The following is a 13,737-nucleotide window of genomic DNA, read 5'->3' on the forward strand; positions in this document are numbered from 1 at the left end:
GAATCTCGAACAGATCAAAGCCAATACAAATTTCAAACTTTTTTTGCCCAATTAACGAAATCGCAATAATTATCGCGATTTCGAAAACGACCTCCCGAAAATTATCTTCACAATAATGACCATCCCAACCGGAGGTCATTATGGAACCCGTTGCCATCCCCCAATCGATCGACGATCCGATCCACATTTTATTGTGGAGCGCGGACGAGATCGTACCCTTCATGGTCAGCATGCTGACCGGCATATTGATCGATCAGTTCATTCCTGGCTTAGCGCTCGGGTTGATTGCAGTCAAGTTTTACCGGCGTTTCCGCGATAATCGGCCTGACGGCTATACCTTGCATGCGTTGTATTGGCTGGGCCTGTTGCCCAGTCGCGCGCAGACCATCCCCAATCCTTACATCCGCCGGTTCCTGCCATGAGATGGTCGGATTTTCTGCAGACCTGGGACGGGCACGAGACCGAGAACCGCTTTAGCCGAGTCGTCATCATAGGTTTGCTGGTCGTTTGCGTTATCACCTCGCTGGCTGCCTGGCGCACCGAACGCAGCATCATCCTGGTACCGCCGAGCTTGACGCAGGAAGTCGAGGTCACCCGCAGTCAGGCATCCAGCGAGTTCAAAGAGTCCTGGGGCTTGTTCCTGGCCGAATTGCTTGGCAACACCACGCCGGCCAATGCCGACTTTCTGAAAACCGCGGTCGAGCCGCTATTGGCGCCGGATATTTACCGCAGTGTCCTCGATGCCATGAGCGATCAAATCAAGGCCATCAAGATGGACCGGGTCGCGATCAGCTTCACCCCGCGTCACGTCGATTACGAAGCCGAGACCAACAAAGTCTTCGTCAGCGGCGAACTGAAAAGCCAGGGCCCCAGTTCCAAACCGGACGTTAAACCCCGTACCTACGAATTCATCATCGCCATCAAAAATTATCGGCCCCGGCTGGAATACATCGACGTGTATCCAGATTCCCCCAGAACCCTGGCCCGTTTGAAAGCCACCCAAGGCCAACCCCAAGAGGCTAAGCCATGAAACGATTGATGCACCCCTGGTTATTACTTTCGCTCGCCAACGGTGCTTGGGCCGCCGATGAGTTACCGGTGACGGTATTACCGCCGGTCACCACCGTGGCCGAAGAGTCATCCTCATCGCCATCACAGCCGGTTGCCTCGACGCAGCCGGATTTAGGCATCGAATTACCCCCGGTCGATGCCAGTGTATTGAAAGCCGCCAAACAACAAGCGGCGGCATCAAATTCGGAATCTGCCACGTCCATCGGCCCCCAACACATCGCGGTCAAACCCGGCATCAACGAACTGATGCCGATTGCGGTCGGTCACTTGAATCGTCTGGTCACGCCATTCGAACATCCGGTGGTCACGACTACCAGTCAGGCCACCACCAGTACCAAAGGCAAAATCGTTTACGTCGCCACTGCGGATGAAACGCCGGTGACCTTATACATCACGCCCGGCGACAACCAAGACATTGCGCTATCGCTCACCCTGATTCCCAAACGCATTCCGGCGAGGGAAATTCATCTCGATTTGGATAAGGACAGTTACCAATTGCTAAACCAATGGCAGCGCTCGGATGCCGGTAATCGAAATTCTGGCCAACAGGAACAAGCCTACATCAGCCAGCTGAAAACCTTGTTTCGGGATTTGGGTTTGCAAAAGACTCCAGCCGGTTATTCACTCCGCGAACCGAAGCCCCAGGAACAGATTCGCTGCCTGCAAGAGCGCGTAAAGATTAATACCGGTCAAGTCCTGGAGGGTCAGGATCGGCTGATTCTGGTGGGTCTTGCCAAAAATACCGGCGGCGACATGCTCGAGTTCGACGAACGCAGTTGCGCGACCACCCAACAGGACGTGCTGGCTATTTCAGTCTGGCCCAACGTGGTGTTGAAACCCCAGGAAGCCACCGAATTGTATGTCGTGGTCCGACAAGCGCCTGAGGCGTCAGTCAGTTTGCGTCCTTCATTACTGGGCGGAGGCCAACCCTAATGGCCAGCGTCGATAACTGGTGGACACGCTTGAGCCCGGCTGCCAAACGTAATTTAGCTGTCGGCAGCATCGGTACCGTGGCATTGGCCGTCATCATCGCGCTAGCCACTGTCACCCCGGACGTCAGTAAACCGTTGAGCAAGCAGGCCACCATCCAACATATATTGACCGATAGTGATCCACGTTCGCTGGGTATCGACGGCATTTCCGCACAATTGCGCGATCTGCTGCAAAAGAACGACGAACAAGCCCGCCGACTGGCAGCGATCGAAGATCAACAAAAGCGCGAACGGCTATCCGACGAAATTCGTTTCAAACAATGGACCACCGCGGAGCGCGAAGCCTATGAAGCCAAATTGCAAGCCGTCACCGGTGAAGTCGAGTCTCTGAAGAACAAAGCGGTCACACCCGCAGTCACCGGTAACTCAGGCGATGCCAGTCAAAACGCACTGGAGCCATCGAAACAAAGAAGACTGCCAACTCTCCGTCCAAACAGTGCGCCCTTCGACAACGGACAAGACGACCTCAACCGCGTCTTCGAGCAAGCGGCTGTGCCCGGACCGACACCCGGCAATCCCGGCACTTCAGGAGGACGAGCCAACAGTCAGACGCCGGCGGCGATGCAGATTCGCGTCATCCAGGAAGGCGCTGAGCAGTCTAATGGCAAAGACAAAGACAAAGACGCCGCGCCGACCAACACTCACGGCCAGTCGCAGCCAAGCCACGCTAACAGCGACGTTTTCATCCCGGCTGGCAGCATTTTAACCGGCGTATTGCTGAATGGTCTGGATGCGCCCACCGGCCGCAAAGCCAAGAAAGAACCGATGCCAGTACTGTTCCGGATCAAGAAGGAAGCTATTTTGCCCAACCGTTTCCACGCCGATGTCCGCGAGTGCTTTTTGTTGGCAGCCGGCTTTGGCGATTTGAGCGCTGAGCGCGCCTATTTTCGCGGCGAGACCTTTTCCTGCGTGCGCCAGGACGGTGGCGTGATCGAAGTGCCGATGAATGCCTACGCCACCGGCGAAGACGGCAAAAACGGGGTGCGTGGTCGCGTGGTCTCCAAACAAGGTGCGTTACTCGCCCAATCCATGATGGCAGGTTTCCTGCGCGGCTTTTCCGATGCCTTCGGTCGTAACCAGATTCCGGTGCTGATGACCGGCGGCATCGGTGCACTATCCGGTACCACACCGTTTCAAAGCGCCTTTTCCTCTCAGTCGATGGAAGGCGGTGCTTTGCGAGGCGCAGGTTTTGCCATGGAACGGCTGTCGCATTTTTACATGGACATGGCCGAAGAGATTTACCCGGTCATCGAAGTCGATGCCACCCGCCAGGTCAACTTCATCGTGCAAAAAGGCACGGCATTAAAGCTGAAGTCACCGAGCTGATTCATTAACTAAAACCCAAAGGTCGTTATGACGCTACGCCACATTTTTTTATTTCTAGTCTCACTATTCGGTACATCGATTGCCATGGCCGCCAATCCGCAAAAGCCTGCGGTCTCGGATATTGCCGCCGGTTTGCTCTCGATCAAAATCGACGGCATGCAGGACTTACCGATCTCAGGCCTGAAGATGGTTAAGTCCGGCGAGCAGACGGTGTTTATGTCCAGTAACGGTCGCTTTGCCTTTTACGGCGGCAAATTGATGGACATCTGGACCCAACAGGAAATCAAGGAATTGGCGGATATCGACAACATCGCCAACCGCATTGACCTGTCGCGGATGAAGCTCAAGGCTGACGACTTAGGCCCGGTCACGTTTGGCAAGGGAAAAGACCCTGTGTTGGTGTTCATCGACCCCCGGTGCCCGTATTGCGGCAAGGTGATGAAAGACCTGCAAGCCTTGCAGAATCAGTACACCTTCAACTTGGTGATGATTCCAATACTAGGCCCCGAGTCGCAAAACATCGTGGTGCAACTGGCCTGTCAATGGGGATCCAGCGAACCCAAAGCTAAAGAATCCGTCCGCGACCGCTTGTTGAAGCAGGATTACACGGGCTTGCCCAATGAAGCGACTCAGTCATGCAACAAAGAGCCACTGCAAAAAGCCATCGTCACTGCCAAGTTATTCGATTTGAAGGGCGTGCCGTTTCTGATCGCGCCTGACGGCCGCACCCACAGTGGCGCGCCGGAATCGTTAGCCGATTGGTTAGCGGACAAACCGAAACCGTCACCCAGTCTGGCAACGACGCCAGCTACAAAAGCCCAAAACGCAAACGCACCGGAGAATAAGCCATGAAACGTATTCATCAGTTTTCTAGGTATGGCCTCAGTATCCTGCTGATCACCACCATCACCATCGGCTGCGCCACCACCGAATACGGCTGCAAAGGCATGCCGGACGATCCCAGCTGTCTGTCGACGACACAGGCTTACCAAGTCACTAATACGGCGATAACGGAAGCACCTGCGGACAATAGCCCCAGTTCGGAGTCACCATCAACACCGGCACTCGTACCGCCGTTACAGCAACCCGTACCCAAGATCGAAGATCCCACGCCGATTCGGACGCCATCCCAGGTGATGCGCATCTGGATCGCGCCTTGGGAAGATACTGAGGGCGATTTGATGGTGTCCAACTACGTCTACACCGAACTGGAACCCAGGCGTTGGATGATCGGCAAGGCGGCACCCACCGCCAGTGCGTCGTTGATTCCCTTGCAAGTCGAGCAACGTCCACCGGAGAAACGATCCAGCGTCGATATCGCTGAAGACGAAAGTCCAGTGAATCGATTAGGTAAGCCTTTGCCTTGATGTGGCAACCCATTTAACCGCAGGTCCCACACCCCCTGCGAGACTGAGCGGGCAACCGCTTAAAACCTGCCGGACTAACCGTCCGAGATTCGACGGGCAACCGTCTTTTAACTTGAATGAGGATATTTTTGATGAAAACGTCATACCGAAGCGGGGTACTGGTAGCCCTGGCATCGTTATTGTTTATGTTGATGGCCAATGATGCCATGGCCGGTACCGCTGGTACCGAGTTCAGCACCGTCTGGAGCTTGCTGACCGGCTGGGTGGAAGGCTTGCTCGGCCGCATTATCGCTATCGTGTTCGTCATCGTCGGCCTGGTCGCCGGTGTCGTGCGCGGCAGCATCATGGGCTTTGTGCTGGGGATTGCCAGTGGTGTCGGCTTGTTTGCGGCACCAACCATTATCACCAACATCGTCACCGCCACAATTTAGGCCTCACCACGATGACCGGTTCAACGATTGATACCGAGACTGCGGCGGGCAACCGCCGCCTTGCTTCATTGGCACACGATAAGCGGACCGTTAGGGTTCAAGACGCCAACGGCCAGCCAATCAACCCCTGCCATCCGGCCAGAGCTAGGCAGTTGAAACGCAACCACCGCGTATCGCTGGTGTGCCGGCATCCCTTTACGATTCGTCTCGATCCGGAATGTCCAGTCGAAGTGCTGCTGCTGTTTTCCGAAGAGGATTTCCTGTTATGACCACCGCCCAACGCCCCCGTGCCGACCAACTGTTCCCGGTACTGGCTTATGAGTACGACCATCATCTGTTCTTGATGGCCGATAGCAGCCTTGGCTTTGGCTTTTTGTGCCGGCCGATGACCGGCGCCGATGCCAGCGTCTCCGCGCGGGCCAATGTCTTGCTGAACCAGGACTGGCCCCCCGACACGCTATTACAGGTTTCACTGTGGACCTCGCCGGATATCGAAGAGTCACTGGCCGTGATGCAAACCCGGCGATTGAAACAGCAAAAACCGACCTATAAAACCATGACCCAGGCTAGTATCGAGTTCTTGCGGCAAGGCACCACCAAGGCACCAGAAGCGATTTCAGGGGCACGCCTCCGGCGCAGCCATATTCTGGTCACGGTCAAATTGCCGATGGCCTATCCCAGACCCAGCGAACAAGACATCCGTCGAGCCAGTGAATTGCAAATGGCCACCCAGCAGTCACTGTCGACCATCGGCATGTATCCGGAACTATTGGGTGCCGATCAGTATGTGCGCATTCTGAACACGATTCTCAACTGGCAGCCCGATGCCGGCTGGAAAGATCGGGTGGTCCCCGAATGCGATCCGACCCAACTGATCCGCGATCAATTGCTGGATTACGACAACGCGCTCGAACTCGATGAAAAAGGTCTATGGCTGGGACATAAGCGCGTCAAGACCTTGTCCGCCAAACGCACCCCCGACCATTTTTACTTCGGCAGCGCCAAAAGCTATCTGGGCGACATTTTGTCCGGCACTCGCGGCATTCGCCAGAATGCTTTGCTCAGTCTGACCCTGCATTACCCAGATGCCGAATCAACCCGCACCCGTCAGGAAGGCGTGCGGCAATTCATCACCAATCAGGTCAATACGCCCATTGCCCGATTTTTGCCGGTGTTGGTGCAGCGTAAACACCATTTCGACGTGTTGTTCGATGCCTACCGGGACGGCGACCGGCCGATTAGAGCGTATTTCGGGGTGCTGTTGTTTTGCGACGAACAAGAAGAAGCGGCGGCGGTATCCAATGCCCGCGTCTATTTTCGAGAGCTGGGTTTTCAACTCCTGGAAGACAAGTATTTCTGCCTGCCGTTTTTCCTGAACTGTTTGCCGTTTGGCCCCGAGCGTTCGGCGATTGCTAATTTGAAACGTTATCGCACCTTGGCCACCCGGCACGCCATTCCACTGCTACCGTTATTCGGCGATTGGGCGGGCACTGGCACGCCGACATTGAACTTTGTTTCGCGTAACGGCGAACACATGGCGGTATCGCTGTTTGATACCACCGGCAACTACAACCTGTGTATTGCTGCTGAATCGGGCAAAGGCAAATCCTTTCTGACCAACGAGATTATCGTCAGCTACCTGACCGAAGGCGCGCAAATCTGGGCGATCGATGTGGGCCGCTCCTATGAAAACCTTTGCGAAGTGCTGGAAGGCGATTTCGTTAAATTCACCCACGGTTCCAACATCTGCATGAACCCGTTTGAGATCGTGCAAAACTTCGAGGAAGAAGCCGATATGTTAGCGGGATTGGTCAGCCAGATGGCGGCGCCCACTGAAAAACTGACCGATTTCCAAACCGCGGGTCTTAAGCGCATATTGAAGCAACTTTGGACTGAAAAATCGCAGGCTATGTCCGTGGACGACATTGCCAGACAACTCTGCGCAGAAACTGATCAACGCTTAAAAGATGTCGGCGAACAGTTGTTTCCCTTTACTACCCGCGGCGAATACGGTCGTTACTTCAATGGCAAGAACAACGCCAAGTTCACCCACGACTTTACCGTACTGGAACTGGAGGAACTCAAGGGCCGCAAACATCTGCAACAAGTCGTGTTGTTACAGCTGATCTACCAAATCCAGCAGGAAATGTATCTCGGTGAACGCAACCGACCGAAAATCGTCATCATCGACGAAGCATGGGATCTACTCACCGAAGGCGATGTCGCCAAGTTCATGGAACACGGCTACCGGCGCTTTCGAAAATACGGTGGCGCGGCGGTAACCATCACCCAGTCGGTGAACGATTTATACCGTAATGCTGCCGGCCGCGCCATTGTCGAGAACTCGGCCAATATGTATTTGCTCGGTCAGAAAGCTGAAGTTATTGAAGGTATGAAGCAGGATCGGCGTCTGCCACTATCGGATGGCGGCTATGAATTGCTCAAAACCGTGCATACCTTGCCCGGTGCGTATTCAGAAATCTTTTTCATTACCGAGATGGGTTCCGGTATTGGCCGACTGATTGTCGATCCTTACAAACGCATTCTGTTCTCCACCAAACCCGAAGACGTCAACGCCTTGAAGCAATTGCGTCGGCAAGGCTTGAGTTTGGGTGATGCCATTCAACAACTCATCGACAACCGCAGCAGCAAACCCAGGGAAAATAGTTATGGATCCTAAATCGCAATGGCTCAGCACCGTTTTCATAGCAGTTTGTCTGGGCGGCATCGGCGGCTGGCTGGCTGCACAACAGCAACTGCAACAACCACTGGCTCGCCTAAATCTGGTCACGCCGGTGTTCGTGCTTGATCGCGCCAAGCTGATTCAAAGCATTCCACCCAACGCCAACCAGGAACACATGGCCAAGATCGTCGATGACTGGCAGGCTCAGGCCAAGAAACTCAGTGATGCGGGGTATCTGGTCATTGATTCTACATCGGTGGTGGCTGCTCCGGAGGATGTCTATGTTCGACAAGCCGGACGCTAACGGTATGAAGAAGCCTCGGTTTCATTCGTCATCGTCACCCCGTGCCAATCGCCAACGATTAGGCCAGTTTCTACTCAAGGCGATACCAATTTTGTTGCTGGTGTTGGCCGTGGAGCGTTATATCGGTCAACGATTTTTAATCGGTGGCGATGATCAGGTCGACCGTTGTCTGCCGGACAAATGGATTTACCTAATCGACACCCACAACAAAGACATCTGGCGCGGTGATTTGATTGCCTTTCGCGCCGAGCGGATGGCGCCCTTTTTCAATGATGGGCAGATCATCGTCAAAATCGCCGCCGGTGTTACTGGCGACACCATACACGTCGATCCGCAGCACACCACGGTCAACGGTGAACGGGTTATCGATGGATTGCCACTCACGGAGAAACTGAACAAAGCCCCCTCCTCTTTCAAACGCCATGAAACCATTCCACCGGCCGCCTATTGGGTCACGGGGCAAACCGACAAAAGCTTCGATTCACGTTACTGGGGCTATGTCTACGATCATCAAGTGATTGGACGGGCCTATGCGTTGTTTTGATCGGACTCAACGTCCTTGGCATCTATCGGCAGTCTGTTTGTTTGGCTGGTTCAGTGCGCATACGGTTCAGGCAGAGGAAGCTTGGCTGCAACGCTCTCAAGCCATAATGCAAGCCTTGGAAGGCCAGTCTCGTCCCGACTGGTTGAACGGTCAATCTGAACAGTTGGACATGAAACGCCAGGCGCAACAAGTGTTGGAAGCCTCACAGGTGATCCAAACAGAGGCGCTATCGACACGATCGACAGCGGTAGCAAGCGGTCTGCCGACAACGCCTTCGGACAAACCACTAACACTATTGTTTGTGTCCTTCTCGCTGGGTGAGTCCGTACTGAAAGGCATCTTTGAAGAGGCCGCAGGCCGGAATGATGTATTGCTGGTGTTTCGAGGTCCCAAGCCCGGCCAAAAGCTACCGGCATTGATGGCCGACCTCAAACGAATACTGAAGGGCATCGAGCCGCTGCCCAACATCGTGATCGATCCCACCCGTTTTCAGCGTTGGTCAGTGACGTCAGTGCCGGACATCGTCGTCGAACAAGAAGGTAAAGCCCGGTTACAGATGCGAGGTGTCAGTAGCCTGTCCTGGCTGGACGAGCAACTCAAAGCCGGCAAACAGGGTGATTTGGGAGTTATGGGCGATCTTGGCGAAATTACCGAAATCGACTTGCTCGAAGAACTCAAACGCAGGATGGCGGCCATCGACTGGAAACAAAAGCAACAACAGGCCATCGCTCGGTTCTGGGAACAGCAAAAATTTGAAGTGCTACCAGTCGCGCAGGAAGATCGTGACCGGACAGTGGATCTGACTATCACTGCCCCGCGCGATCTGGCAGCGCCCAACGGACAGCTGGTCATCCGAGCCGGACAAACCGTCAATCCGTTGGACAAAATGCCGTTTGGCCTATGCCTGAAGGTGTTCGATGCCACGGTGCCGGCACAAGTTGAGCTAATTCAGCATCAGTCCTGCCAGGACAAACAGGCCCGCGTGATGTATCTAGCCACGTCGTTGCCGCGTCAGTCCGGGTGGGACAGCTTGCAGGGTTTGGAAACCACGCTGCAGGCACCGGTGTATTTACTGACGCCGGATGTGCGCAGTCGTTTTCAATTACAGCAAGTACCGGCTATCGTCGAACAATCGGGTAACCGTCTACTGGTTCGTGAACGCAAGCTGCCTGTTTCAACAGCGGGAGCTAAATCATGAAACGATTACAGCGGACGGCTATCATGGCCTTGGGTTTTTTATGGCTGTTGATCTCGAGTGTAACAGCGGCTGAAACCACCACCAATAGCGTCGACCCGTTGTGCTCGGACGCCGAATTGTGGTCCGGCAAGCTGATCACTGATATTTGCTGGAGCTGTCTGTTTCCGATTCGAGCAGCCGGGGCATCGCTGGGCGGTGGCAATGTGCCCAGTATTGCTACCGACGAGAAGTTTTGTTTTTGTACCGATAGCATGAACATTCCGGAACTCGGCATGACCATGGGCTTATGGAATCCGGCCCGGTTGATTGAGATCGTTCGCAATCCCTGGTGCTCGCCAGCACTGGGCGGGCATAAGTTCAGTGCTTCAAATGTGCGCTTGATTGCCACCACCGGCAAAGCCGACTTTGATGCCAGCGAGATGTCGTTTTTCAATTACCACTACTTCGCATTTCCGCTGACCATTTTGCTGGATCTGTTCTGGGATGGTCGCTGCAACAGTGACGGCTACCGGGATTTTGATTTGCTATATGTCTCGGAACTGGACCCGACCTGGAATAACGATTTGTTGGCGTTTTTTACCAGTCCGGAAACGGCGCTGTTCGCCAATCCGGTGGCCATTTCCGCCTGTGTTGCCGATGCCGTGGCGGCAGCCACCGGCAATCCTTTGGATGCGTTGTTCTGGTGTGCCGGTGCTTGGGGGCATATGTATCCCTTATCAGGGATTTCGCCGACGAGTTACGGCACCGATCCGCGCATCACCAGCTTGTTGGCCACGCGGGCGACGGCAGCTTTACATCGACGCGGGTTGGCCTGGAAAACGGCAGGTAACGATGCCTTGTGCGGCGGCTATATCTATCCCTTCATTCCCAAATCGCAATACCGGCTATCGATGTTTTATCCGGTCGCGGAAACCGACTCCAATCACGCCATTGGCGAAACTACTTTCAAATGGGGTGCGGGTCGCACTTATCCAGGACCGGGTGAAGATCATCTCTACCTCCTTTGGAGGTGGGTCGACTGTTGTTCCGGATATTAGTGTTTATGAAACAGATACTTAAGCATCAGTCACTATTCAATAAAATCCTGTCTGCCTTGTTGTGCGTAACCATGGCCTGGACACCGTATGGTGTCTCCTGGGCGGATGCGGTTCAGGCAGCTGGACGCGATGGCCAGCAACTGGGCGAGCAAGTCCTCGGCGGTTTTTCATTTCCGCTCGATACTGGCAATGGTTCACTGATCTTGAATCCGGGGACGGCTCAGGAGAGCGCCATGTCAATCGGTACGCTGTTTCCGGATACCCATAGCACCACGACTACGACCCAAGACTTTGCCGATCTTTATGGCAACAACCCCGGAACGATCACAGCCGGGTTGGACGCACAGACTGCATTGAACGGCGAAACCAGCTTCACCGGTGAAGCCTATCGCACCTTGATCGATAACGCTCACCAGTCGCACCCGGACTTACATGCCGATCCGCTCTGGCAAGCCGGCGATCAGGTGTTTGCCGATTTTACCCCATGGGCACAGTCGTTCTCGGACTGCACAACCACCACGACCCAAACCGACACCCTGCAATCGGTACGCGTGCCGGATTATCAGCTGTGTCTGCGGCAACCGACGGTACCGCAAACTTGTACGGCAACCCACGAGGTCAGGGTCGAGCCGTTATTGACGTTTGTGTCGGGCACTGGCGGTTTGTCGAGTTGCGGCCCTGGTTGTCTGGATGTGTACATTGGTCGGGTGGGCGACAATTATTGGTCCGCCGGTTGCGGGGTATTTACCTGGCAGGTGACCTACAACGTACTGCATCCCGAAGCCATTACCAGTGCGCGTCTGGAGCATGTGGTGTACGACGATCAAACCCGCTTGTTTTTCGGTGGCAATTTGATTTACACCGGTGCCAGCGGCTGGGGGGCTTGCGAGTTGGGGCAAAGTTGGGTGGAGTATCCCAATCGGGATGTGAGTCATGCCTTTACCAGTAGCGGACACAAAGTCTTCCAGCAAACCACCATCGTCGGGGGTATGGGCGAGGGTTATGCCCGAATTCGCTTGCGTTACGACCTGTCGAAACTGATCACCCAGGACGCATGGAGCTGGAACGGACCGAATTGCCAGAATCTGGCCAATGCGGTTAGCGATGGCATTTGCCGAGCTGGCAGCCAGTTGAGTTGCACGAACGATCCGGCCAATGCGTCGGGTTGTTACGTCGATCCTACGTCGCAAGTCATGGTCTGCGGCTCGGATTTGGCGCAAGCCCCGGTGGCCAGTTCGTCAGGGATTCGCAATACTTGCATGGCTATTCAGGCCTCAGGGCATTGCGATTTGAATCAGTACGGCCAATGTTGGACCGATACCGCCGGCACGCATTGCTTGCAGCCGCCGGCGAACGGCATACCCAATAAGACCTGTGAATCATTGGAAACCCAGGGCTGTGCCTTTATCAAAAGCCAATGTACCAGTGTACTGGCTTCAGGCACCTGCTGGGACAGCGTCGATACCTACGATTGCGGGCAAACGGTGGGCATTCCTGGCATTCAAAGCAACACCCAACAGCAATGCGCCGGACCGATCCTCTGTATGGGCGAAGAGTGCATCAGCGTGAATCGCACCCAAAGCCAGGATTTTAGCAAGGCGGTGGCTTTACTCAATAGCGCCCAGCAAATGGCGATGGACTTACAGTGTGACTATGCCAATGCCGATTTGCAGCAAAAGGATCCGACTACCTGTCAGGTATTTCAGGGTAAACCGGCCAGTTGCAAAATGGTCGGCGGCGCACTCAGTCTGGTGGATTGTTGCGAAACGCCCTCGGGTGCGATGGGGCTGGGACGTTACATTGATTTGCTGATCGCCACCAGTCAAATGGACAGCGCGGTGATGGCCATGGATAGCGCTTCGGCGATTCGAGGCGCATGGGAAACCATGCGCACCCCGTTTACTCTAGCCGGAGATGCCTGGAACAGTTTTCAGGCGGATTTTGCCTCGACGGTGAATGACTTGGTCGGCACCGACATGCTCAGTACCAGCGATATTGCTTCGCAAGGTTTACTGGATACACTGAAGGGCGAATTAATGAAGTCGGTAGCGGAATGGATAGGCCAGACCTTTGGCGAAGCCGCCGGTAATGCCTTGTTTAGCGCTGGCGGCCAGGCAGCCTTTGATGCTGCGGGCAATCTGACACCGGCGGCGCAATCGGGTGGTGTGCAATTAGGCGGCGGCGCGGCAGTTGCAGGGCAACTGCTCAGTACCTTGATGGCCGCTTATACGGCCGTGATGATCATCATCATGGTTATCCAAATGGTCTATTCCTGCGAGGAACCGGAATACGAACTCGCCGCCAAGAAACAACTGAAAGTCTGCAAGGATCTGGGTACCTATTGTGAAAGCAAGGTATTGGGTGTCTGCATGGTCCGCAAGGAAAGTTACTGCTGCTACAACTCGCCATTGGCCAAAATCCTCAACGAACAAATCAAACCGCAGTTGGGCATGGATTTTGGTACGCCGGAAAGTCCGAGTTGCACCGGTATCAGAGTTGCGGATCTGGACAGGGTGGATTGGACTCAGGTCAATCTGGATGAATGGTTGGCAATTCTGGCACAGACCGGGCATTTGCCGTCCGCCGCCAATGCGGCATCCATGCTGAATCTCGATCAACTCACCGGAACGGGCAGCAGACTCAATCCGCAAAAATACGGCGCGGCCTCCAGTGGTCGACAGGATACCTTAACTCGTACCCAAGGCCGGATGATCGATCTGGACGTCCCTACGGTCAAACGGCAGTCTGAACTGGAAGGCTGGGGAATGGGGCCGCAATGATGCG

14 protein-coding genes are annotated in these 13,737 nt (G+C 54.8%); all 14 read left to right on the forward strand.

Annotated elements, in window-relative coordinates; translation table 11 throughout:
• Positions 1 to 140 precede the first annotated feature (140 nt).
• The 14 genes from traL to traN all read left to right on the forward strand — a co-directional run bounded on the left by traL (position 141) and on the right by traN (position 13,733).
• The gene (gene traL, locus ACH5Y9_RS10035; protein ID WP_445369500.1) at positions 141 to 422 is read left to right on the forward strand and encodes a type IV conjugative transfer system protein TraL; all 282 of its coding nucleotides are present in this window, start codon (positions 141 to 143) and stop codon (positions 420 to 422) included.
• Positions 419 to 1,030, forward strand: a complete 612-nt coding sequence (locus ACH5Y9_RS10040; RefSeq protein ID WP_064028650.1) for a TraE/TraK family type IV conjugative transfer system protein — start codon at positions 419 to 421, stop codon at positions 1,028 to 1,030. The genes traL and ACH5Y9_RS10040 overlap by 4 nt, the downstream gene beginning before the upstream one ends.
• Positions 1,027 to 2,004, forward strand: coding sequence for a TraK protein (locus tag ACH5Y9_RS10045; RefSeq protein ID WP_445369501.1), 978 nt, complete (start codon positions 1,027 to 1,029; stop codon positions 2,002 to 2,004). The genes ACH5Y9_RS10040 and ACH5Y9_RS10045 overlap by 4 nt, the downstream gene beginning before the upstream one ends.
• Positions 2,004 to 3,389, forward strand: coding sequence for a TraB/VirB10 family protein (locus ACH5Y9_RS10050; protein WP_445369502.1), 1,386 nt, complete (start codon positions 2,004 to 2,006; stop codon positions 3,387 to 3,389). Before ACH5Y9_RS10045 ends, ACH5Y9_RS10050 begins: the two co-directional genes overlap by 1 nt.
• A gap of 27 nt (positions 3,390 to 3,416) precedes the next feature.
• Positions 3,417 to 4,241, forward strand: a complete 825-nt coding sequence (locus ACH5Y9_RS10055) for a DsbC family protein (protein ID WP_445369503.1) — start codon at positions 3,417 to 3,419, stop codon at positions 4,239 to 4,241.
• Positions 4,238 to 4,756 (forward strand): TraV family lipoprotein, encoded by a 519-nt coding sequence (locus ACH5Y9_RS10060; RefSeq protein WP_445369504.1) that lies wholly within the window; start codon positions 4,238 to 4,240, stop codon positions 4,754 to 4,756. The genes ACH5Y9_RS10055 and ACH5Y9_RS10060 overlap by 4 nt, the downstream gene beginning before the upstream one ends.
• Positions 4,757 to 4,887: 131 nt before the next feature.
• On the forward strand, positions 4,888 to 5,187 hold the full coding sequence (gene traA, locus ACH5Y9_RS10065) for a TraA family conjugative transfer protein (protein ID WP_445369505.1): 300 nt from the start codon (positions 4,888 to 4,890) through the stop codon (positions 5,185 to 5,187).
• Between the two features lie 11 nt (positions 5,188 to 5,198).
• Positions 5,199 to 5,456 carry an RRXRR domain-containing protein gene (locus tag ACH5Y9_RS10070; protein ID WP_445369506.1) on the forward strand — a complete coding sequence of 86 codons (258 nt, stop codon included), beginning with the start codon at positions 5,199 to 5,201 and terminating at the stop codon, positions 5,454 to 5,456.
• Positions 5,453 to 7,867 carry a type IV secretion system protein TraC gene (gene traC / locus ACH5Y9_RS10075; protein WP_445369507.1) on the forward strand — a complete coding sequence of 805 codons (2,415 nt, stop codon included), beginning with the start codon at positions 5,453 to 5,455 and terminating at the stop codon, positions 7,865 to 7,867. Before ACH5Y9_RS10070 ends, traC begins: the two co-directional genes overlap by 4 nt.
• Complete coding sequence (locus ACH5Y9_RS10080) at positions 7,857 to 8,174, forward strand: hypothetical protein (RefSeq protein ID WP_445369508.1); 318 nt, start codon at positions 7,857 to 7,859, stop codon at positions 8,172 to 8,174. Before traC ends, ACH5Y9_RS10080 begins: the two co-directional genes overlap by 11 nt.
• Complete coding sequence (gene lepB, locus ACH5Y9_RS10085) at positions 8,152 to 8,718, forward strand: signal peptidase I (protein WP_445369509.1); 567 nt, start codon at positions 8,152 to 8,154, stop codon at positions 8,716 to 8,718. The genes ACH5Y9_RS10080 and lepB overlap by 23 nt, the downstream gene beginning before the upstream one ends.
• Positions 8,705 to 9,916: a TrbC family F-type conjugative pilus assembly protein gene (locus tag ACH5Y9_RS10090; RefSeq protein WP_445369510.1), complete on the forward strand. Its 1,212-nt coding sequence runs from the start codon at positions 8,705 to 8,707 to the stop codon at positions 9,914 to 9,916. The genes lepB and ACH5Y9_RS10090 overlap by 14 nt, the downstream gene beginning before the upstream one ends.
• A 23-nt stretch (positions 9,917 to 9,939) precedes the next feature.
• The gene (locus ACH5Y9_RS10095; protein WP_445369882.1) at positions 9,940 to 10,953 is read left to right on the forward strand and encodes a TraU family protein; all 1,014 of its coding nucleotides are present in this window, start codon (positions 9,940 to 9,942) and stop codon (positions 10,951 to 10,953) included.
• A gap of 5 nt (positions 10,954 to 10,958) precedes the next feature.
• Entirely contained in the window at positions 10,959 to 13,733 is a 2,775-nt protein-coding gene (traN, locus tag ACH5Y9_RS10100) for a conjugal transfer mating pair stabilization protein TraN (protein ID WP_445369511.1), read from the forward strand.
• Positions 13,734 to 13,737 lie beyond the last annotated feature (4 nt).

Source organism: Methylomonas sp. BW4-1, from assembly GCF_052474385.1.